This is a genomic window from Psychrobacter sp. Pi2-51 (assembly GCF_904846665.1).
Taxonomy (GTDB): Bacteria; Pseudomonadota; Gammaproteobacteria; order Pseudomonadales; family Moraxellaceae; genus Psychrobacter; species Psychrobacter glaciei.
This window is the reverse complement of sequence record NZ_CAJHBP010000003.1, coordinates 24,912-48,247: the sequence shown is the minus strand read 5'-3', so window position 1 is coordinate 48,247 and position 23,336 is coordinate 24,912. Positions and strand designations below refer to the sequence as shown.

Here is a 23,336-nt window from a genome sequence, read left to right as displayed (position 1 = left end):
CGCTTTGTTAACGCCTAGACGTAGTCAAATCGTGGCACAATCGTAAACGCAACAGCAGCTTAGCGGTTTATAAATAAGGTGTTCAATGATTTTTCACTTTTTGCTTTTGCGGCGACCATGACGGAACACATAAGGGTCTTCATAAAAGCTCACATCGGCATTTTCTGCCCAAAAATGCGGCACGCCCAAAATAGGCAAAGGGGCAAGCTGACGCGGTGTGACGTTATCTTGTGACAACAATTTATCCATATAATGAGCAATTTTACTGTCCAAATAGATCATGCGCGCAGACAACGATAAACTAAAAAAATCCTGCGAAACATCAATAACGATACTGTGCGCGCATAAAGGTTTGCGCGGTTGTATTAATTGCTCCAGTAGAGCATGACCAAAAACATAAACCGCAGCCTGAGACTGACTATTCAGTTGCTGTGGATTGTCCCAGCTATTACGTGACTCTACCAAACTTGCTTGCCAATTAAAATCAATCAGCGCCTCGCCAATAAATGGCTCAGACGTCACTAGCACTGCCCCATTTTCGTCAAATACGGTGATGGTATCGCGGACGCGTCCTCTGCTAGCGCCAATTCCCTGATGGGCAATCTCCGCCATATGATAATAATTGAGCAGTGCTTTGGTTTTTGGAAAAGTCAGCCAAATACTGCCGTTAAATAAATCATGCAAGTTGTCACGCGTCGGGATATTCCCCGTCGTGGCGATAAAGCTCTCGTACGCTTCGCCTTCTGGCAACGCATGCTGTGAGACAAAGTTTAGCGTGTGTGCCTGATTATCTTGGGTAGGATTGGTGGTGGGTAGCTGGCTTTGCAAATGCTCACTTTGCTGGCTTAACGCTTCGTTTAAAACCTTAGCAATCACGTCAGGCCGACTCTTTGGTTTAGCTTCATTAGAGCCCTCAGCTTTATGAAAGCCCTCAGCATTATCAAAGCCTTCAGCATTTTTCTCACTGAGCTGAGCGATGGCATTACTAATATAGTCCAACTGGTGTAAATGAGCCAACCACGGCGCTTGCCAATCGATTTCAGCAAAGCTTTTATCAAGACTGCCGTCGCGTGTAGACAGGTTTTTAATAGGTACATCAGAATGGAGTGTGGTGGATAAATCAATGAAGGTCATGGGGCGGATCTCTATTAGACGTAGGGCTTGTCTATGGTATCATAGAGCGCTTTTTTGCTGCGAGATAGGCAGCTTTAAACACCCTTTTTAGCGATATTTTATGGCAAATCTTTATGGCAAATTTTAATACCCACCTAAATGTCGCATTCATGGCCAGTGGTACGCTGAGTTTGACGGTTTACAAAGCAGGATTGATTGATGACTCAGGGTTTTTGATGTGTGTGGCGCTCGGTACCATCGGTGGGCTGTTGCCTGATTTGGATTCTGATAATTCGACACCGATTAAGCTGGGTTTTAATATCACCTCGTTTATCTTTGCCTTTGGTCTGGTGATGCATTGGCGTAGTGATCTGAGCTTATTGGCGCTAATAGCATTATGGCTAGCTGGCTACGGTTTTATGCGTTACGTGGTTTTTCATATCTTTACCACCATGACCGTACATCGCGGCGTCATGCATTCTGTACCCTATATGGCGATACTGGGTCTGGGGCTCACCTACCTAAGCTACAGCGTGCTACAACTTCCACTGACGGCCAGCTGGTTTTACGGTTTGTTTTTATTCAGTGGCGCAATGGTACATTTGGCATTAGATGAGCTATATAGCGTTAATTTATCAAATATGAAAATGAAGCGCTCATCGGGTACGGCGATGAAGTTTTATCAGCATAAAGATAAATGGTGGTATCTGCTGCTGTATGTCATCCTTGCGCTCTTGATCTACTTTGCGCCACCTTTCGATGAATTTTGGCAGCAACTACGTGACCCAGCACCTTGGGCAAAGCTGAAAATCGGTCTATGGCCAGAATTGATAAAAAACTGGCTAAATTAAAATTTATAAAACTGTTAAAAAATGAATAACAACTCGAGTAAATAATGTCGATTTTCCTACAAACCTGCCCTTGCCAAGTTAACCCATCATCAAACGTTATAAGCTCACCGCTACTTTATAAAGATTGCTGTCAGCCTTATCATGACAGTTTATTGAGCGAAGAAGCTGATAAGACAGATGGCGTAAAAGCGGACTCTGCTGAGCGTCTCATGCGGTCGCGTTATAGCGCCTTTGTATTGGTCAAGCCAGAATATATCGTTAAGACCTCGCTACCTGTACAGCAAAAATTGCTAGATATTCAGGCGATTGAGTCTTGGGCAAAAGAAACAGATTGGGCAGGATTAGAAATCGTAGCGCATACAGCAAAACTTGGTAAACGCCATGCGCAGGTTGAGTTTGAGGCTTATTTCAAGACAAATAAGGATTTGCAAGCACATCATGAGTTGTCTGCCTTTGTGAAGGTGACAGACAAAATCAATAATGATGAGCGTTGGTATTTTTTAGACCCGACGGTCGAGATGACTGTCAGCCAAAAGCAGCCGTGTATTTGCGGTTCTGGAGAGAAGTTTAAGAGGTGTTGTGGTGTTTATTTGGTTTAGCTTCTCTCTCATTTTTCAATATTTCTCTCTCAAATTACTAGCTTAGTTATAATTATTCATTTTATAAAAACCATATATATCAATACTTTAAAAAATTATCGCTCTTTCTCTCTCTCATTTAGGCTTTTTCTCTCTCAAACCTCTCTCAATTAAAATGCTTCTCTCACTTCATAACCCACTTAGAGTACCGACCCACTCCAACGTTTTCTATTTTTTCTGTTTTTCTAAGTTTCGTCAATAAATGACCTATTTTAGTGACTTTCTGTTTTTCATCGAGAACTTCACTAAGTGTTGGTATTAGCAAGCTATCGATATCAGGCCTTGTAGCACATTCGTATTTGTCTATATAGTCTAAAATAAGTTGCATATAAAAAGTATCATCTTGAATCCTATTACGTATGTATTTAGCTTTTTTATTAGTGGCTTCTGCCACTGATGATGATACATAGTAGTTAGGTCTTCGTCCTTCTATAAGGTTCTTCCGTTGTAACTCCTTAGCCATACTTTTAGAAATATTTTGACCCTTTTGAACTCTATCTAAAGCTATAATTTCCATTATTGATAAATCTGTATTTTTAATTAATAACTTGCTATATGCAGGGTCTACAACATCACCGTATATAATTAACTTAACAGCCTGAGGCATTGTCAAATCGTAATCAGGTAACGGCAGATAGCGCTTCGCCTGTTTCTCGTACATTTCATGGATTCCATAACCCATTGTGTCAATCATATTCAATTGAACCATAGCTTGGGCAAGCTTATAATTACGATACTTTTTTGGTCTTCTCTCTTCTGTTACATAATCCACAGGTTTACCTTCGAAAAAGCTTCCTTCACTTTCAAAGATTAAACGATCTATTTTTTCAGACACGATAATTCTAGAGTTTTTAGTGTAGTCCTGATGGGCTATACAGTTATGCAAAGCTTCTAAAACGACACGTTGATTATATTTATCGATTTCAACAGGAATGAGCTCATCATCAGGTAAAATTCGTATTTGGAAATTACGTATCTTCTGGTATAGCTGTGTTGATGTTAATAAAAAAGGTGGATAGAAGTGTTCGTAAGCTCTTTCTTCCGCTTCTAAGCTCCATACCATAGCCGCAGGGTGAGGTGAAAGAAATCTAGCTGACTCTGGTTTGCCAAGAAGTAAAAGCGTAGATCTAGTAATTTTGCCATTTTCAGTTAATCTAGCTCTGTTTAGAAAATCTAAATCATCTAGCTCAAGCACTGCTTGGCTTTCGAGCCTTTGATCCATTTTTCTAGCAAAACCTTGCTTCGCTTTATTTAATGCATCCGGATCTAGGTCATTTATAGTCGCTTCTGATACTATTTGTGCCGACCAATCTATCCATTTTTCTTGTTGATTAATCTCATTTAACTTGTCCAATCCTAATGCTACTAAACTTTCACCAGCTCTAGCGTAGTAATGCCCGTTGTAAGATATTGGCGAACCTTTAGGTGCTGCTGGAATTTGAAACATAACAACACCCCCTTTAGGATGTTGCAATTCAAAAATACTTCTAAAGGTGATTGTTGGTTGCGTATCTTGAGAAATCTGCTGACTCACTGCTTGGATACGTTCAGAACTCTTAGCCTTGTAGTCTGTGCCAATGACTTGTCGGGTTTTATCATCAATACCAAATACTAGCCAGCCAAAACTTTGCCCTCGCAAATTAGCTTCGTTAGATATAGCTGAGAAATACTTCCCGATATCAGATAAAGAGAACTCTTTTTTACCGCGCTTAAATTCGACAACTTCATTTTCCCAACATTCAATAAGAGTATCGAGTAACTCTAAAAGCTCATCATGGTTCATATCATCCCCTAAACACTCGCCCCAACCGCCCGTGCCACCGCAATACCTTCCTCAATCGTCAAAAACTTACGCTGGCTTGGGCTGTCTTTAAACAGAATCTCGCCGTCTTGGAAGATGAGACATTCATTGACCGCCAGCTGTTGCCATTTTTCATTTTCAGTGAGTGGAACGGTCACTAAAATAGTGACTTTATCCTGATCCGTCGTCACATCACCAAAGTTAATCGCCAAGTCATCATCTGACAGTTTGGCTTCCCCAAAAGGTGCTTGGCGCGTGAGATAAAACAATAAGCTACCAGCATAAGCCAATTGCCATCGACCATTCGATATTAGACAATTAAATAGACCGTTGGCGGATAAATAACGACATTGAGTAGTCAAAAAATTAAATAGCGTTTGATCATCGGGACGCGACTTAAAGCTACTTTTTAGACGATTAACGAGGTAGCAAAATGCCATCTCAGAATCTGTATTACCGACGGGCTGGCAATGTGAGGCGTTACCGTTGTCTTGCAAGCGCTGACAGCGTTTAATAAACTCGCTATTCATCTGTCCATTATGCGCAAACACCCACTGCTCGCCCCAGACTTCACGGACGAACGGATGGGTGTTCGCCAAGCAATTTTGCCCTTGAGTCGCTTTACGAATATGCGCAATGACGTTCATGGCTTTGATTGGATAGTTATTGACCAAATCAGCGACTGGTGACAAATGGCTGGGACGATTGTCATGGAACAAGCGCAGTCCCGTTGAGGCATTTACCGACTCATCACGCTTAGAGCTGTCATCATTGGCACACTCGCTACGCTCAAAAAACGCAATGCCAAAGCCATCTTCATGACTGTCCGTCATGCCGCCGCGCTTGCGAAAGCCAGCAAAGCTAAAACCAATATCCGTCGGGGTATTACAGTTCATTCCTAGGAGTTGACACATTTATGCGTTACCGCCTTTATTAAATTGGTTATCTGCTGCGTCATGATTGACCGGATTACCTGACACAATACCAAGTTCTATATCACTCATACTAGCCAATAAATCCGCTCCAGTATTGTCGTCGCTTTCAACACCATCTAGGATACGCTGCGCTTGTGCCAAATCCGTGTTTTCTACCCACAGTACGACACCAGAATTCATCCCTGGAATGGCACTTAGCGGTTGCAAGGACACGGTAATGCCATTGTTGCGCAGCAGATTGGCATGCAGCTCGCCTTGCATATTGGTGTCGTAGCGTGCCAGTTTGTGCCAGTTATCAACTTGATCGGTCATGGGGTCGCCTCTAAGGTTTCGGTACTAAAATTGGTACTAGAATAAATGCGTAGGCAATGTTTACGATAATTGATCTAGCGTATATTCTTTGACTGCAAACTCACTGCTATTGCTCAATTTTTCACGTGCTTGCTCGGCTTGCGTGATGTTGCTAAAGACACCGACTACTTGATTGTCTACTTTATTCCCCAAAAGCACAAATACTGTATTATTTTGCGGTTTTTCTACATGAGCCCAATGATAAGCAGCAAGGCGTTTCATCAAGTCGGGATTTTTGACCATGATGTTATCGCCCGTACGCCCTTCGGTACGGTTGTAATGGATAACATTCAAACGTAACAGCCAAAAAATAACGGCCGCTTTTGCCAGCATAACCGATAACGCACGTTTTTCATCGTTTCCAAGTGGACGTTTTGACTCATAGCCTTGTAAAAATGCCGCCATTTTATTGCGGTCAAAATTCACCGATTCGCCTTGTTCGGCATCGCCCCACGTGGTGCAAAAATCATTAATTGTAATGGCAATATCCATCACATAATGCTCGACGCTGACCTCGGTAAAGTCTAGCAATCCCGTTAAGCACTCTTCGCCTTTTTGGCTATTATTTAACGACAAGTTCCATAAGGTATTATCAGCAAACATGTCTAAATGACACAAGCCTTTTGGCAAAGTCGCAAGCGGCAAATCTGTATAAGATTGCCAAATATCACTCATGAGCTTAGCTTCGTCACCGGGCATAAACTGCATTTCACGGTCGCGAACTTCTGACCATGGATACAAAGGTACGCCGTATTCCTCAGCAGGTTGCAACGCCTGCAAGGTCTCATGCAGCATCGCTAAAGCAGCACCGATTTCATGACACATCGCTTGCGTGGTTTGCTGTGGATGCGCGCCCGATAAGCACGGAACTAGGGTAATGGCTTTATCGTCATAATGGATAACATAGCGTTTATCACTACTATTTTTATCACTGTCTAGTCCTTCATCATCAATCAATGCCAATGGCGCAGCGACCGGCAACTTACCGTCTAATTGGTTTAAGATAACCGCCATTTTTTCGATATCTTCTGGTGGACGCTCTTCGAATAAGGTAAATACATAAGAGTGCGCACCATCTACGTCATCAGTCGTCTGAATAAACCAGTTAGAGTTTTTGATACCTTGGGTAATCGGAATGGCGCGCGCAAACGAGACGCCAAAGCGTTGACAAAAGGCGGCAAACTGATCATTGGTTAACTGGGTATAGACGGACATGACATCTCACTTTTGGCAATTAAATAAAAAGTTAAATAGGATAGATTTAAACAACAATGGCGACAATTGTAACGCGCCTGAGCAAACGATAGCGAAAAGCGTAATAATCTTGCGAAAACCTGCCTGATATGGCGGTGATTTTGCTAGACTAGCGCATTGAGAGAATTGATTATAAGGTGAAAGACCCTATGTTAGCAAAGCGTATCATTCCTTGTTTGGACGTTGATAATGGCCGTGTGGTCAAGGGCGTGCAGTTTGTCGATATCAAAGACGCAGGCGACCCTGTTGAAGTCGCCAAACGCTACAACGAACAAGGCGCAGATGAGATTACTTTTTTGGACATTACTGCCACCAATGATGAGCGCGATACCACTTATCATACGGTTGAGCGTATGGCAGAAACGGTATTTGTGCCATTAACCGTCGGTGGCGGTGTGCGTAAAATTGCCGATATCCGTAACTTGCTCAATGCCGGTGCGGATAAAGTCGCGATCAACTCAGCTGCCGTATTTACGCCTGAATTCGTCGGTGAAGCCGCGCAAAAATTCGGTAATCAATGTATCGTTGTCGCTATCGATGCCAAACGCGTCGCGGACATTGAAGTTGATGGCATCATCCTGCCGCGTTGGGAGATTTTCACCCATGGCGGTCGCAAGCCAACGGGTATCGATGCGGTTGCTTGGGCGAGCAAAATGGCTGAACTGGGCGCTGGTGAATTACTGGTCACTTCGATGGACGGTGATGGCACCAAAAAAGGCTATGATTTAGCCTTGATGCAACAAATTACCAGCCGCGTTAACGTACCTGTTATTGCCTCAGGTGGCGTCGGCAACCTACAGCATTTAGCAGAAGGCGTATTAGAAGGCGGCGTCGATGCGGTGCTTGCCGCCAGTATTTTTCACTTCGGTGAGTACACCGTGCAGGAAGCCAAAGAATATATGGCAGCGCAAGGGATACAGATGCGCCTGTAATACGTTTGTAAAATGCAAATAAATTAGAAAAAATGTTATCATAGCGCTAACTGCTTATTATCATTTGGTTTTCGTTCATTTAACGGTCAATTCGTTTACGTGATAACCAATCAAATAAGTTATACCATTCACAAAAATTAGAGTAGCAAGGAAAACGAGTGTAAGTACTACGCATTGTAGACTAAACAAGTTTGACACAGCTAATCGTACTTTTTGGGTTTGGTATTATTTGACTCTATCATTATATTTAGCTACTCCTACATTTTAATTAAAAGCCCATTAGGCGAAGGATATTTTTATGTCGAATTTACAACAGCAACGCAATGACGTGACTCATATTGATGGTAACTTACATCAGAATGAAGATGCCCGTATTGGTATCGTGGTTGGTCGTTTTAACGGTTTTGTCGTTGAATCATTGGTAGATGGTGCAATCGACGCCCTACTTCGTCATGGTGTATTGGGTAGCAACATTACCGTTATTCGCGTTCCTGGTGCTTTTGAGTTGCCATTGGTTGCTCAGCGCGCTGCTGAATCAGATCGTTTTGATGCCATCATTGCGTTAGGCGCGATTATTCGTGGTAGCACGCCGCATTTCGACTTTGTCGCGAGTGAATCAGCCAAAGGCCTAAGCAGCGTTGCGATTGATTATAATATTCCTGTTGCCAACGGTGTATTGACGACCGACAGCATCGAGCAAGCGATTGAGCGTTCTGGTACGAAAGCCGGTAATAAAGGCTCTGAAGCCGCTATGGTCGTGCTAGAGATGATTGCGGTACTATCACAGCTAGACATCGATGACGATAGCGATGACGCTTAATTGAATGCGTTGCTCATTCATTAGCATTTGAATGTTTTTGAGTCGCGATTCAGCACCATTCTTTATCGATAAGTATTATTGTTGATTAAATCTGTTAGGGCTATGGTTACTGCGATAGCCCTAAGTATGTCATTTAAATGTTCAACAGCAGTATCTAAAACTGTCTGGTAAATTTGCCAGCCGACTACTATTTAACATTTTATTTTAAAACTTCTTATCTTAAAACTAGGTATAGACCCCCTATGACTGACCAACTCAAGCGCGCTATTAACGCTGCGAAAACCGCCCAAACCAATGATAGTCAAGCTGAAGCCACGCGTATTGCGAGCAGCAGTGCGGGTGATCAAACCTTCGATATGAGTGAGTCTTCTTACAAGACCAGTCACACCGCTATCCGTAAAGCGCGCCGCTTTGCGATGCAAGGTCTATACGAATGGCTCGTCACTGATCGCCGTTTTGATGTAGACGGCAAGCTTGGCTGGAAGGCCAATGCGCCGCATGATATCGCTGCTCGTACACGCGCGACCAATGCCATGCATACCGTACATATCGGCTATTATCATGAAATGATGCGCGATATTCCTGAGCAGATTGAGGCACTAGATGCGCTTATTAGTCAGTATCTCGATCGTGAAATTGATAAACTCGATACCGTTGAACACGCTATTCTTTTGATTGGTTCTTACGAGCTGCAAAACCGTCTAGAAATCCCTTATAAAGTCGTGCTTGACGAAGCGATGAAGCTAAATAATCACTTTGGTGCCACTGACGCCCATAAACTGATTAATGCCGTCCTTGATAAAATGGCAGTTGAGCTGCGCGCTACCGAAGTAGAAGCAGATAGTAAAGCCAATCTACGCACCTCACAAAAAGCGGCCGCTAAACCGGTAGTAGAAGCTGATACAGATAGCAGTGCCGATACCCATGCTATGGAAGAAACACTCACTGCTTCAAACAAGCCACGTATCAGCGCCAATAATGCTACCGTCAAACGTAGTAGCGTTAGTAAAGCCAGTGCAAATATTAGTGACTTTAAGGCGAGTAAGAAAGATGCTGCTGAAAACACGGTTGAAAACGACAGTGTTGAAACAGTTACTGCAGTAGAACCGATTGTTGAAGAAAGCATTGTTGAAAAAGATATCGTCGTTGATGAACAGCCTGCAAAAGAAGCGGTAGCTGCTGACGCTGTCAATGACGACAGCAATGTAGAAAATACCACAGCGGATACTGGTCTAACGGACTCTAATATTCTCAATGTTGACTCAGAAGAGACCACATCAGATACTAATGTGTCAGATGTTACTGCAACAGACGATACTGATACGAAAAGCCAAGACTAACCATGAATGAATTTGAGCTGATCGAGCGCATATTTTCACAGATGCAAGCGGCACATGCACCATTAATCGGTATCGAAAAAGGTATCGGCGATGATGCAGCCGTCATAGCATTGCCTGCAGGCTCGCGCTTGGTCAGCTGTATTGATACACTGGTTCAAGGTCGTCACTTTCATGCCGACTGGCAACACATTGACGAATTGGCATTTGCGATTGGTTATAAAGCCGTCGCGGTTAACGTCTCAGACATTGCGGCGATGGGCGCGACACCGCATAGTATTCTACTAGCATTAGCATTGCCTGAACGTTTAGCGAACGAGCAATGGCTGACTGAATTTGCCAAAGGCTTGTTTCATGCCTGCCAATTATTCAGGGTGACTCTCATTGGTGGTGACACCACGCGCAGCGAGCGTTTAGTACTCAGCGTCAGCGCGCAAGGATTACTTGCCGCAGACACGCCAGCTATTTATCGCTCAGGGGCGCAAGTTGGTGATAAAGTCTACGTATCAGGGTCACTCGGCGATGCCAGCTATGCCCTGCAACATCCTGACAGTGCTCAAGGCGTAGAGCTTGCCCATCGTTTGCATATGCCTACCCCGCGTATTGCCTTAGGGGCAGCACTGGCAAAAATCGGTGCAACCGCGATGATAGATATCTCTGATGGTCTTTATCAAGATCTTGGCCATATCTGCCAACAAAGCAGCGTTAGTATGCAGCTTAATCTGGAGCTTCTACCTACTAGCAAACCATTGGCAAGCGTAGATTTGTCTGAGCGCTTATTGTGTCAGCTGGCGGGTGGCGATGATTATGAGTTGGCTTTTACTTTGCCTGCGCATATTGAACCACCTACTGGCAACACGCTAGTCACCTGTATCGGTGAGGTGACTGCGATGACAAATCATAAAGACACAGACACACCTACCGCTTTACGTCCTGAATTATTTTATCAAGGACAGCCAGTCACACCGACTCATCCCGCGCCGTTTTCTACATGGCCCACCCTTACCGGCTACCAACACTTCACAGGCTAATCCATGACTGATCACGACCTATCTAAGCCTGACATCAGTAAAGCCAATGACTGCCCTCCATTGCCCGTAAATTCTGGCCTGCTTGATCGTGTGGTTTATTGGCTCGGTATCGGTTTAGGTAGTGGCTTGCCACGCCGTGCTCCCGGCACTTGGGGGTCAGTTGGTGGCTTAATCGTCGCCATACCTCTAATGAGCTTAGGTTTTGTGCCATTTTTGATTATTACCATCTTGTCCTGCCTCATTGGTATTTGGATATGTGGTCGTACCTCCGAGCTGATGCAAGGTCATGATGATCCGCATATTGTTTGGGATGAATGGGCAGGCATTTGGATTACTTTACTGCCGTTTTCTTACATGGGGGTGTCTACTGCCAGTTTTTGGCAAGACATTTCACAAAATTTATCTATCATTGCGCTTATCATCGCTTTTGTACTATTTCGCTTTTTTGACATTATTAAGCCACCACCGATCGGTTGGGCAGACAAAAAAGTCGCCGGTGGTCTCGGTATTATGCTTGATGATATTATTGCTGGCGTAATGGCGGCAGCGGTATGGCTCGTTGTAATGCTCGGTATGCTGTTGTAGTCAATCCTCTATAGATCAGATACGGTGTCAGGCTCGCTTAGTCCACTATTTCTAGTACTTTCACTTGCCTTTCTGGGATCTAAATTATATTGAACCGATTACATAAGCAGATACGCGGTTAGGCTTTTTTGTATGACTGACTATATAACCCTTTGTATAACCTTAAGTTACAAAGCTTGCACGGCATTGCATTTTTTTGCCTTGGCGTTTGCGCTATAATCATAAATTATATTTTGTTACATTTAACGAGCTACTATGACCTCTCCTCTTTCTGTAATTATCCTAGCTGCTGGTAAAGGCACGCGCATGCAATCGGCCAAGCCAAAAGTGCTACAGACACTGGCCGGTAAGTCTTTATTAAGTCACGTATTAGATACCTGTCACCAGCTGACTGTTGATGCAACTATCATCGTTCATGGTTTTGGTGGCGAGCAAGTAAAATCAGAAATTGCTAACCAATATACCAAATCCTCAATCACGTGGGTTGCCCAGACTGAACAGTTAGGGACAGGACATGCCGTTAAAGTGACCTTGTCCGATTTGCCAAAATCAGGGCAAAGCCTCATTCTATATGGTGATGTGCCATTGGTCAGCTGCCAGACGCTAGCGGCATTAAAAGTGGCTAATACTGACGGTATGTCGATGCTGACACTTACTGTCGACAATCCGTTTGGATTAGGTCGCATCAAGCGTGACCAAGCAGGCAATATCGAAGCCATCGTCGAGCAAAAAGACGCCAGCACCGATGAGCAAAGCATCCAAGAGATTAATAGCGGTATTTATTGCGTCGACAATGCCCTACTTCATAAATATCTGCCAAAGCTCTCTAACGATAATGCGCAACAAGAGTATTATCTAACTGATATCGTTAAAATGGCCGTCGCTGATGGTATTACGATTGCCGCGATTGAGCCTGAGCATACGTTTGAGATTGAAGGCGTCAATAACCGTCAACAGCTGGCCAGCTTAGAGCGCACATGGCAGGGTAAACTGGTTGCCGATTTGCAAGAAGCTGGTGTGCAGTTTGCTGATCCGAGCCGCGTTGATATTCGTGGCACCTTAACAGCTGGTCAAGACGTATTCGTCGATGTCGGTGTGGTGTTCGAAGGCGACTGTACTTTGGGTGATAACGTTTATATCGAAGCGGGCTGTGTCATCAAAAATGCCCAAATTGGTAACGCCTGTCATATTAAACCGTACTGTGTGATTGATCGCGCCGAGATTGGTGCAGGTGTTGATGTAGGACCTTTTGCCCATTTGCGTCCTGAGACGGTATTGTCTGATAACAGTAAGGTCGGTAATTTTGTAGAAATTAAGAAATCGACCATCGGTCAAGGCAGTAAAGTCAATCACTTAAGCTACGTCGGTGACGCAACCGTCGGTACAGACGTCAATATCGGCGCTGGTGTCATTACCTGCAATTATGATGGTGTCAATAAATCGCAGACTATCATCGAAGACAATGCCTTTATCGGCTCTAACGCCAGCCTAGTCGCGCCAGTCACCATTGGAGATACCGCAACGGTTGCGGCAGGCTCTGTGATTACTAAAAATGTTGATAGTAAAGCATTAGCCTTTGGTCGCGCGCGTCAAGTGCAAAAAAATGACTTTCAGCGTCCAATCAAAAAATAAATTTAAGGAATACTTATGTGCGGAATAGTTGGGGCAGTCGCTGAGCGTAATATCGCCAATATCTTGCTTGAAGGTCTTAAACGTTTAGAATATCGCGGCTATGACTCAGCTGGTTTGACAGTCATTCGTGATGGTGAGCTACACCGCGAGCGCCAAGTCGGCAAAGTACAGGCATTGGTCGATGCTGTCGCGGTTAATCCAAACGCTTTTGATGGTCACATTGGTATTGCGCATACCCGCTGGGCCACGCATGGCGAACCTGCACAACGTAACGCCCATCCGCACGTATCAGGCAAGATTGCCGTGGTGCATAACGGTATCGTTGAGAACTATGCCGAGCTAAAAGAAGAATTAATGGCTAAGGGCTATGAATTCACCTCGCAAACTGATACCGAAGTCGTTGCGCATCTAATTCATGATATTTATAAAAACACGCCTGATTTATTAGAAGCAGTTCGTGCGGTTATTCCCTTACTCCATGGTGCATTTGCGCTTGGTATTGTGCATATCGATTGCCCAGATGAGCTAATTACCGTACGTTTAGGCTCACCTCTCGTCATTGGTGTGGGTATCGGTGAAAACTTTATCGCCTCCGATCAGTTGGCGCTATTACCCGTTACCAACCGCTTTATGTATCTAGAAGAAGGTGACATTGCAAAGCTGACTCGCAATAGCATTAAGGTCTATGCAGAGGGTGTTGAAGTGCAACGCCAGATACATGAGATTGATGCCGCCCAACATAATGCGGATAAAGGTGAGTTTAAGCATTATATGCTCAAAGAAATTTATGAGCAGCCGGACGCAGTAGCACGTACTATCGAGATGGCCATAAATAATAGTGAAACCTCTAAATTACGCGATGACTTTTTGCAGCGTCATGAAGTGCTACTAGCAGATATTCGCCATGTGCAAATCCTCGCTTGTGGTACCAGTTATCATGCAGGTATGGTAGCCAAATACTGGTTTGAAAGTCTGATACGGGTGCCCTGCTCAGTCGAAGTAGCCAGTGAGTTCCGTTATCGTAACCCTGTCGTCGTCGACAACACACTGGTCATTTGTATTTCTCAATCTGGTGAGACGGCTGATACCTTATCAGCGCTACGTGATACTCAGAAACAAACCCCAGCAGGGCTAGTTAGCTTAGCCTTATGTAATGTACCGACCTCATCATTGGTACGTGAAACCGATATTTTCTTACCGACCCTCGCGGGACCTGAGATTGGTGTGGCGTCTACTAAAGCCTTTACCACACAGCTGGTGGCATTAATGCTATTGGTATTAAAGGTTGGGGTGGTTCAGCAACGTATGACTGGCGAGCGATTGAGCACATTGCTCGGTGAGTTACAACAGCTACCTGGTCAGCTGCATGCCAGCTTAAACCTAGATGCGCCTATCAAAACCATGAGTGAAAGCTTTGAAGATAAGAAAAGCTGCCTGTTCCTAGGTCGTGGTCTTCAATTCCCAATCGCCTTGGAAGGCGCGTTAAAACTCAAAGAAATCTCTTATATTCATGCGGAAGGTTATGCCGCTGGTGAGCTTAAACATGGCCCATTAGCTTTGGTTGATAAGGATATGCCTATCGTGGTGCTTGCGCCCAAGGACAGCATGTTTGATAAGCTTAAAGCCAACATGCAAGAAGTTCATGCGCGTCACGGTGAGCTATTCGTATTCGCCAGTGAAGCCAGTCAAATGGTCGCAGAAGATCGTTTGCACGTGGTATATGTACCCGATGTTTGCGAGACGCTTGCCCCTATCGTTTATAGCGTGCCAGTACAGCTGCTGTCGTACCATGTTGCCGTGATGCGTGGTACAGATGTCGATCAGCCGCGTAATCTTGCAAAAAGTGTGACGGTTGAATAATTTTTACGTTTAGATAGTAAAAACTGTCATTGAGTAATTATTTATCATACTGAGTAATCAAGTATCATCCTCTCACTTAGATATTTACCCCTGCTATTTTCGATTCAATAGCAGGGGTTTTTTATGCGCTCAAAAAACTGACCTCTCCTATAAAATCTGTAAACTTGAACTTGAGAGAATTTAGGGCGTGTTGAACATTCGACCATGGCACTGACTCGCGAATATTCAACACGCCCTAATCAATCAGCGTTCACTATCTCGATGAGATCGAAGGCTTCTCTTCAAAAAAATGATAAATATATATATTCATTTTTATAGAAATACTTGTTACTATGACTGTCAGTCTATACAATGACCAGCAGTCACAACATGAATAGGTGTAGATTATGGGTATTCAAGAGCGCAAGATTCGCGAATTCGAACAACGCGGTCAGGAAATTCTCGATGCCGCTTTGAGTCTGTTTGGGTCAGATGACTGGGAACAAGTCACTGTTGAGCAAATCGCAAAAAAATCTGAGGTCGGTAAAGGCACTATTTATAAGCATTTTGAAAGTAAAAATGAGATTTATGTACGACTCGCCATTCGCTTTCAAAAACGCATGGCAAGTGAAATAGGTCTTCTCGATCAGTCGATGCCTGTGCTCGACCGGCTTCGCTGTTATATTCGCGCGGCATGGGAGATGCACTTATCTAGTAAAGAGCTGCATCGAGTATTCATGTTTTGCAGCCGAGCTGAATTTCGCGCGCAACTGCCTAGTAATTTACTGACCGAGATGCAAGAAGCTGAATCGCGAGTCAGTATTTTTACCCACCAACTTATGGTTGAAGGTATTGAACAGGGCTTGTTTCCAAACAAACCGATCAATCTGCTAATTTTTGGCCTCCAGTCAATGTTTTGGGGTGCGATACAGCTCATATGGAGCGGTTATCTTGGCGACATTGATCATGAGCAACATTTGGAAGAAGTAACGAGTTTTATGATCGCTGGATTGGTACATCATAACCAGCCTATCCCGCAGACTAAAGACTAAGTAACACTATTAACCCCATTTTAAATTTTTAGCACGCCGACCTATACACGCTTTTTTTTACCTAACCGTGACCAACAGTCATATATAGACCAACAGTCTTAAAAGAGAAATTAATCATGAACCCGCATGCAAAAAGCTTAAAAAACTCACTGTACCCATCTGCTATTACACTACTGGTACTCGCCACTCTAGGAATGAGTACGGCGGCTATCGCTCAGTCAGAATCGAACGCCAGTAATAAAAATGAGTCGAATTTCACAGTGGGTGCTGGTTTGGCTTACTCACCAGAATATGAGGGATCAGAAGATTATAAGACCAGTGTTTTACCACTGATTAATTATCGTAATGGTCGTTTTTTTGCGGGTGCACTTGGCGGCATAGGCTATGACTTATCGACCAAAAAGGGTTTGTCTATCGGGCCTGTTCTTTCTTATCAACCTGGGCGTGACGAGAGCGACCACGAACGCTTAAAAGGACTTGGTGATATTGATCCAAGCGCCAATTTAGGTGCTTTTGTGAAATGGGATCTAAAGCCATTTTCTGTGAATAGCACCATTAAGCAAGGCTTAGGTGGTGATGTAAGTGGCACTGAACTTAAATTAGGGGTTGGTTATGCGCTACCTTTAGGCCCTAAAGACAGTCTGAATTTTGATGCCTCCATAAATTGGGCGGATCAAGACATCATGGAGGGGTATTTCGGTGTTACATCAGAGCAATCCAATAACTCTGGTCTAGCTACCTATGATGCCAGTGCTGGTATCAGACGTTATGGTGTGGGTGCCTCTTGGACTCATATCTATACACCAAAAGTGTTTTCAACGTTAAATGCAGGGGTTTATCAGCTTGGTAGTGAAGCGGCGGATAGTCCAATTACCACATCACGTACTGGTGGTCTCGTAGGCGCTAGTGTCGGCTACAAATTCTGATAAAAAAGCTAATGCTATTTTTAGCAACAACAGGCGTTAGATTTGATGTGCTACAACGCTCAGAGCAGTTACTTCAGACACTAATAGGTGGTTGTAATAGTACATCCCAATAAGCCCTAAAACATAGCAAAACATAGAGAATTACAATGAATATTAAATACTGGGCTTTCCCCCTTAGTGTCGTACTGGCTTTGACAGCGGCATGTTCAAAAGAACCTGAGGTTATCGATACCAAGTCGGAAGAATCGAGTATTCGGACGGTTAGCGTAGATACGGTCATATTACGTCCTATGACTGGAAGTGTGACTGCTTCTGGATTACTGTTACCGCGCCAAGAAGTGGCAGTTGGTTCCGAGATATCAGGCTATCGAGTAGCCGAATTGCTGGTCGATGAAGGGTCAACCGTTAAGAAAAATCAGGTATTGGCTCGTCTTGATCCAAGTCTACTCTTAGCCAAAATCGCTCAAGCGGAAGCCAATCTTACTCAAGCTAAAACCCTTGCAAACCAGTCAAGCGCTGAAGCTGATCGCATCAAAGGCTATGAGGACATCGGTGCATTTTCAGAAGAAGAGATTGCGACCCGAGTGGCTAAAGCGAAGAACTCAAATGCTGGGGTTGAGGTGGCTCAAGCCCAATTAAATGAATTACAAACACAACGCAATCTTATGGAAGTACGCTCTCCAGTAAATGGGTTTGTACTTGAGCGCATCGTGCGTCTTGGAGATGTCTCGGGGCAGTCGCAACCTATGTTTCGCCTTGCCAGCAATAGCTTAATTGAAATGGATGCTGAAGTACCTGAAGATGATCTTGCTACTATTACTATTGGTCAAGCTGCAACGGTCATATTACCATCGGGCGCTGAGTTACAAGGTAAAGTGAGACTACTATCACCTCGTATCGATCCAGAAACGAAACTGGGTCATGTGCGGGTACAGCTTCCAACCCACCCTGAGCTAAGAGCGGGTGGTTATGCGAAAGTTGTCTTTCAACAGGTTTCTACACCTGTCCCTGCTGTTCCTGAAAAAGCCGTACAGTTTGAGGCCAGTGGTGCGCTATTAATCGTCATTGATAAAGACAATTTGGCACGGCGTGTTATGGTAGAAACTGGCGCTCGAACCGATGGTTTTGTTGAAATTAAAAACGGACCAGCCGTCGGTACTCGTGTTGCACTTGGCGGTGGTGCTTTCTTGCTGAATGGTGATGCCGTCAATCCAATCAGTAAAGCAAATGAGCCTGACACTGTATCAGACAAGGTTGCACCAGCCACGAAGGTGACACCATGAATTTGCACATTTCGGCATGGGCAATTCGCAACCCAATCCCAGTTGTCCTCCTATTCATTGTACTCATGATTGCAGGGATGAGCGGTTACCGCGCTCTCCCTATTAAACTTTATCCAGACGTCTCATTTCCGATTGTCCAAGTAAGCGTTACCTTATCAGGTGCAGCAGCAAGCGAAGTTGAAACTCAGATTACTCGTACCGTTGAAGCTGCCGTATCCAATGTCTCTGGCGTCAAACATGTGCAATCCGTTGTCACACAGGGCTTGTCATCCAGTACGATTGAGTTCGAAATTGGGGAAGATGCACAAAAAGCAACGGATGAAGTTCGTTCAGCTATTGATCGCATCAGAAGCAGTCTGCCGTCTAGTATTGAAGAACCTATCGTACAGCGTTTTGATATAGACTCAGCACCTATCGTCACGTATGCCGTCTCTACCGAAACGATGACGGATGTCGAGCTTAGCTGGTTTGTAGAGGATACCGTCGCGCGTCAGTTAATTACGCAAGAAGGGGTCGCACAAGTCGATTTGGTTGGTGGCATCAACCGAGAGATTAATGTCACGCTCGACCCCAATCGTCTGCAAGCATTAGGTTTGACAGCGCCCAATATCAATGATGCATTACGAACATCAAGCACCGATGTGCCTGGTGGACGTTCTGAAATTGGTGAGCGCGAACAAACGGTGCGTGTACTTGGCGCGGCCGAATCGGTACAAGCACTAAATAACTTGGTCATTCCTAGTATCAGTGGCAATACTGTTCAGCTCTCTGATGTTGCCACTGTCTCTAGTGGTGCAGCCGAAAGACGTGGATTTGCTTCTCTAAACGGTCAATCGGTCGTTGGTTTTCAAGTCAAAAAAACCAAAGCCGCCTCTGATGTTGCGGTAGCAGATGCCATTGCTAGCGCCACTAGCCAGTTAGCAAAAGACTATCCTGATGTAAAATTTGAGCGCATTGTATCGACAGCCACCAGCACACAAAATAGTTTTACGGCTACTCTGAGCGCTTTGATAGAAGGGATGTTGCTTGCCGCCATCGTAGTATTTCTGTTTTTACGTAACTGGCGCGCGACGCTCATTGCCGCTGCAGCTATGCCGATTTCTCTCATTCCGACCTTTGCGGTGATGAGTTGGATGGGTTTTAGCTTAAACATGATTACCCTACTCGCTTTAACGTTAGTTATTGGTATCTTGGTCGATGATGCTATCGTTGAAATAGAAAACATTCAAAAGCGTATTGAAACAGGTCAAAGCCCCTATGAAGCCTCATTAGTAGGGGCTGATGAAATTGGGCTAGCAGTAGTAGCTACGACAGCAACGATTGTCGTTGTATTTTTACCCGTATCCTTGATGGGTGGTTTTGCCGGTCAGTTCTTTAAAGAGTTTGGTTTTACGGTTGCTATTTCAGTATTGTTTTCACTGTTAGTCGCTCGCTTGTTGACTCCTTTAATGGCTGCCTATTTGTTAAAGCCATCAACCAAACCACATGAACCAAAACCCTTTAAAGGTATTTACCGCACAGTGCTAGATCTTGCGCTCGTGTACCGTTGGACATCACTTGGCCTAGCTGGGTTGCTACTCGGCGGCTCTGTTTTTCTAGCCACTCTGCTACCAACAGGTGTGACACCTCCACAAGATAACGGTATTGTTCAACTGTCTATTGAAGGCGCGCCTGGGGCAACCTTGGATGACATGCGCCGTAGTAATGATGTCCTAACCAAAAAATTGCTTGCTTTAGACGAGGTAAAAACAGTATTTACCTCGATCGGTTCAAACTCTAGTAATGGTGATGTGAGCTCTGGGCAAGCAACGGTACTGCTTACAGAAGAAAGATCACAATCAACACAATCTTTCCAAAGCTCACTAGGTGCTCTATTGCTGAGTGTTCCTGACGTGCGTATCGGTTTTGGTCAGGCTGGCGGCGGCGGTAGTACCACGCTGCAAATTGTCTTAGCCAGTGAAAACGCTGATGCGTTATCTGAATCGACTCTCAAGCTTGAACGCGAAATGCGTGAGCTTGCCGAGCTTAGTAATGTGCATCAAGTGACACCTAGACCCAGCTCGGAGCTGATTATAACGCCCAAACCAGCTGAAGCAGCTCGTCTGGGTATTACCTCTAGTACGCTTGGCTCAGTGATTCGTGTCGCCACCCTTGGTGATGTCGATTCCAATACTGCCAAATTCAATACAGGTGATCAGCGTTTGCCTATTCGTGTGCGCTTGCCTGATAGCGCACGTACCGATTTAAAAACCCTTGGAAACCTAGAAGTACCAACCTCTAACGGAACCTCAGTTCCTTTGTCAGCAGTGGCTGATCTCAGTTTCCAACCAGGTGCATCACGTATTGATCGCTATGATCGTAAGCGCCGTGCCACTATCGAAGCACAGCTCAATGGCGTGACCTTGGGAGAAGCAACAGCCGCCATTGATCAACTAGATACTCTCCAGAACCTACCCTCTGACGTGACTCAACCTGCCTTTGGTGATAGTGAAACCATGAATGAGCTTTTTTCTAGCTTTGGTATTGCCATATTGGCGGGTATCGGTCTCATCTACGGCGTGATGGTGCTGTTATTCAAGAGCTTCTTTAAGCCGATTACGATATTAGCGGCATTACCATTATCACTTGCGGGTGCCTTTTTGGGTCTATTGATAGCAGGCAGCTCGCTTGATTTGTCAGCACTGATTGGCTTATTGATGCTCATGGGGTTGGCGGCTAAAAACTCAATTTTATTGGTCGAATTTACCATTGAAGCTGAAAATAAAGGCGCATCACAAAGAGAGGCGTTACTCTCGGCTTGCCGTGAGCGTGTACGTCCAATCGTGATGACAACGATAGCCATGGCGGCGGGGATGGTTCCTACCGCGCTAGCACTGGGCGAAGGATCAGAGTTCCGTGCGCCTATGGCTATTGCCGTCATTGGAGGGCTGATTAGCTCGACATTGTTATCGCTTATTTTGGTACCCGTGGTCTATGAGTTGATCGAAGACTTTGAACTATGGATAAAACCAAAGCTGGCTAGATTGGTTGAGCTGCCGCCAGAGAAAAATGTGGAATCGGTCTCGCTAAAAAAAGAAAATATTGAACATAAGTAGTTATCTACTTAGTGTAAGCATTCGCTCCCTTGAGCGTTTACGTGCAAAGCCTTTAGCAGCCAGCGGCTAAAAAATACCTGCTGTCTGCTGGGGTTTGCAAAATTTGAAAGTTGATAAATATAATATAAGGATAAAATTATGTTAAAACAAATAACCGCTCCAGATCATGTGATCGCCCTATCCCTCGATGGAACGCTGACTGGTGAAGGTCTACAAGAATATCGTCATGTTTTGGAAAAAAAACTACAAGAGCATGATCAAATTGGTCTCTATATTGATATGACAGAGCTGACGGACATGACTGCGAATTCGATAGTAGAAGGGACTAAAGCGGACATGGAATTATTTAGTCACATAAAACAGCTGAATAGATGTGCTTTTGTGTCAGATAAAGAATGGCCAAAAGCAGCTATTTCAATTGCTGATCGACTACTGCCGATGTTAGAGATGAAAGTATTTTCTTCAAATGAGAAAGAAGACGCCTTAAGCTGGGCAGCTGAGAAATCCGAGCAGCCTATAGAAAAGCGTGGTGCCATTCGTTTCTTGCCTACGAATAAAGACAACGTGCTCGCTTTTGAGGTGGACGGTGTATTGTCCTCAAGTGAAATGCCAAGTGTCACGCAGAAGCTTGAGCAATTCCTTAATGATCATGACACGGTAAGATTGCTTGCCCGAATGAAAAACTTTGATGGTTTCGATCCGTCTATCCTTATACACAGCAGCGGCTTACTATCCATGAAAATGGCTGCTATGAAAAAGCTAGAGCGCTACGCTATCGTCGGCGCACCGCGCTGGATGTGTACATTCATTGAAACGATGAACCCAGTTTTTCCAAAAGTGGACATCAAAACCTTTACTGCCGATCAGGAAAATGAGGCGCTTGCTTGGCTTGATGCTGAGCTGGTGAAATAGCCTCTATAGAACGATAACTGACATATTTGCTTTTACTAACAGCTCTTCAAAAGAAGGGCTGCTCTATTTGTAAGTCGAACTAATAATAATATTGGCTCAATGAGACATTTAAATGCTTACTTTAGAAGCGTCTTGATATGTCCTCAATGTTTAAAATTACTGCACTTATATTCTATTGATATGATTTAGGACACCATCAAATGGTCAGAAAACATGCTCAAACAACATGGGCTTTACTATCGGCGATAGCAATATTGAGCATATTAGCGATACTTTTGCTGCTGACACTGTTCATCTAATGACAGTTTCGGTATATAACAGTCTCGGTATATTTTTAAGCAAATACGACTAAAGGTAGACATAACAGTCTAGAGTGAAATGGACACTACGTTTTTGAGGTTACTATATGGTATCTGACACGTCATTTTTATTAATAGGAACGTTGGCGATGCAAGCCAATACCACCAAAGACACTGTGCGCCATTATCATGATATGGGTTTACTAAGATCCCGTAAGCGCCAAGCAGGTTCGCGCCTATACACTGAATTTCATCCAGAATGTGTCGAGCGTATCGACCTGATCAAAAATGCACAAGCGGTCGGTTTTAATCTCAACGAACTTAAAGTCTGGTTGAATGATTATTACGATGGCACTCTCGATATTGATAAGCAAATGGATGTGATTTCCGAAAAGATTGCTCAAGCGCAGCGTCAACAAGTCAATTTAATCAATGTGATTAACCAACTTAGTGCGCGCCATACCGCTTTAAAAGAAATGAAATCAGATAATATTGGCAAAGCAAATATTCAATAATGCCTTGGCGATTGCCAACAGCAGACGCAGTGACCCTTCGTCATTCAAAGAAAAGCGGTCAAAGTGCTAAAACATAGTCGCAGTGACATTCCATCTATGAGATGAATTGTCACTGCGACAGTCGTGCTTAGCGGA

20 protein-coding genes are annotated in these 23,336 nt (G+C 44.2%); 15 read left to right on the top strand and 5 right to left on the bottom strand.

Going from position 1 to position 23,336, the window contains the following annotated elements; translation table 11 throughout:
* Positions 1–93 precede the first annotated feature (93 nt).
* Positions 94–1,134: a DUF3025 domain-containing protein gene (locus tag JMY08_RS02375; RefSeq protein ID WP_201589780.1), complete on the bottom strand. Its 1,041-nt coding sequence runs from the start codon at positions 1,132–1,134 to the stop codon at positions 94–96.
* Positions 1,135–1,247: 113 nt separating this feature from the next.
* Between JMY08_RS02375 and JMY08_RS02370 the strand changes: the two genes are divergently transcribed.
* Entirely contained in the window at positions 1,248–1,964 is a 717-nt protein-coding gene (locus tag JMY08_RS02370; RefSeq protein ID WP_189585836.1) for a metal-dependent hydrolase, read from the top strand.
* 44 nt (positions 1,965–2,008) lie between these two features.
* Positions 2,009–2,563, top strand: a complete 555-nt coding sequence (locus JMY08_RS02365) for a YchJ family protein (RefSeq protein WP_201589777.1) — start codon at positions 2,009–2,011, stop codon at positions 2,561–2,563.
* Positions 2,564–2,726: 163 nt separating this feature from the next.
* On the opposite strand, the gene JMY08_RS02360 is transcribed toward JMY08_RS02365, so the two are convergent.
* From JMY08_RS02360 to JMY08_RS02345, 4 genes are read right to left on the bottom strand one after another with little or no spacing between them, the layout of a single operon-like run.
* Positions 2,727–4,385 (bottom strand): RNA-binding domain-containing protein, encoded by a 1,659-nt coding sequence (locus JMY08_RS02360; protein WP_201589775.1) that lies wholly within the window; start codon positions 4,383–4,385, stop codon positions 2,727–2,729.
* Positions 4,386–4,393: 8 nt separating this feature from the next.
* The gene (locus JMY08_RS02355; protein WP_201589772.1) at positions 4,394–5,317 is read right to left on the bottom strand and encodes a class II glutamine amidotransferase; all 924 of its coding nucleotides are present in this window, start codon (positions 5,315–5,317) and stop codon (positions 4,394–4,396) included.
* Positions 5,318–5,650 (bottom strand): hypothetical protein, encoded by a 333-nt coding sequence (locus tag JMY08_RS13950; protein WP_227676228.1) that lies wholly within the window; start codon positions 5,648–5,650, stop codon positions 5,318–5,320.
* Positions 5,651–5,710: 60 nt separating this feature from the next.
* Complete coding sequence (locus JMY08_RS02345) at positions 5,711–6,904, bottom strand: homoserine kinase (protein WP_201589769.1); 1,194 nt, start codon at positions 6,902–6,904, stop codon at positions 5,711–5,713.
* A gap of 188 nt (positions 6,905–7,092) precedes the next feature.
* On the opposite strand from JMY08_RS02345, the gene hisF reads away from it, so the two are divergent.
* From hisF to JMY08_RS02280, 13 genes are all read left to right on the top strand, one after another.
* Complete coding sequence (gene hisF / locus JMY08_RS02340; RefSeq protein ID WP_189586995.1) at positions 7,093–7,875, top strand: imidazole glycerol phosphate synthase subunit HisF; 783 nt, start codon at positions 7,093–7,095, stop codon at positions 7,873–7,875.
* A 298-nt stretch (positions 7,876–8,173) separates the two neighbouring features.
* On the top strand, positions 8,174–8,695 hold the full coding sequence (ribE, locus tag JMY08_RS02335) for a 6,7-dimethyl-8-ribityllumazine synthase (RefSeq protein ID WP_010200525.1): 522 nt from the start codon (positions 8,174–8,176) through the stop codon (positions 8,693–8,695).
* A gap of 242 nt (positions 8,696–8,937) precedes the next feature.
* Positions 8,938–10,035: a transcription antitermination factor NusB gene (nusB, locus tag JMY08_RS02330; protein WP_189586992.1), complete on the top strand. Its 1,098-nt coding sequence runs from the start codon at positions 8,938–8,940 to the stop codon at positions 10,033–10,035.
* Positions 10,036–10,037: 2 nt separating this feature from the next.
* Complete coding sequence (gene thiL, locus JMY08_RS02325) at positions 10,038–11,063, top strand: thiamine-phosphate kinase (RefSeq protein ID WP_201589766.1); 1,026 nt, start codon at positions 10,038–10,040, stop codon at positions 11,061–11,063.
* 3 nt (positions 11,064–11,066) lie between these two features.
* Complete coding sequence (locus JMY08_RS02320) at positions 11,067–11,648, top strand: phosphatidylglycerophosphatase A (RefSeq protein WP_201589763.1); 582 nt, start codon at positions 11,067–11,069, stop codon at positions 11,646–11,648.
* A 255-nt stretch (positions 11,649–11,903) separates the two neighbouring features.
* Entirely contained in the window at positions 11,904–13,280 is a 1,377-nt protein-coding gene (gene glmU / locus JMY08_RS02315; RefSeq protein ID WP_201589760.1) for a bifunctional UDP-N-acetylglucosamine diphosphorylase/glucosamine-1-phosphate N-acetyltransferase GlmU, read from the top strand.
* Between the two features lie 15 nt (positions 13,281–13,295).
* A complete protein-coding gene (gene glmS, locus JMY08_RS02310; protein WP_201589757.1) occupies positions 13,296–15,140 on the top strand; it encodes a glutamine--fructose-6-phosphate transaminase (isomerizing) in 1,845 nt (614 codons plus the stop codon).
* A 386-nt stretch (positions 15,141–15,526) separates the two neighbouring features.
* On the top strand, positions 15,527–16,171 hold the full coding sequence (locus tag JMY08_RS02305; protein ID WP_189586985.1) for a TetR/AcrR family transcriptional regulator: 645 nt from the start codon (positions 15,527–15,529) through the stop codon (positions 16,169–16,171).
* A gap of 116 nt (positions 16,172–16,287) precedes the next feature.
* Entirely contained in the window at positions 16,288–17,097 is an 810-nt protein-coding gene (locus tag JMY08_RS02300) for a MipA/OmpV family protein (RefSeq protein ID WP_201589754.1), read from the top strand.
* A 146-nt stretch (positions 17,098–17,243) separates the two neighbouring features.
* On the top strand, positions 17,244–18,380 hold the full coding sequence (locus tag JMY08_RS02295) for an efflux RND transporter periplasmic adaptor subunit (protein ID WP_201589751.1): 1,137 nt from the start codon (positions 17,244–17,246) through the stop codon (positions 18,378–18,380).
* Complete coding sequence (locus JMY08_RS02290; protein WP_201589748.1) at positions 18,377–21,475, top strand: efflux RND transporter permease subunit; 3,099 nt, start codon at positions 18,377–18,379, stop codon at positions 21,473–21,475. The genes JMY08_RS02295 and JMY08_RS02290 overlap by 4 nt, the downstream gene beginning before the upstream one ends.
* A gap of 138 nt (positions 21,476–21,613) precedes the next feature.
* Positions 21,614–22,387: an STAS/SEC14 domain-containing protein gene (locus JMY08_RS02285; protein ID WP_201589745.1), complete on the top strand. Its 774-nt coding sequence runs from the start codon at positions 21,614–21,616 to the stop codon at positions 22,385–22,387.
* A gap of 406 nt (positions 22,388–22,793) precedes the next feature.
* Complete coding sequence (locus JMY08_RS02280; protein ID WP_201589742.1) at positions 22,794–23,201, top strand: MerR family transcriptional regulator; 408 nt, start codon at positions 22,794–22,796, stop codon at positions 23,199–23,201.
* Positions 23,202–23,336: the final 135 nt, after the last annotated feature.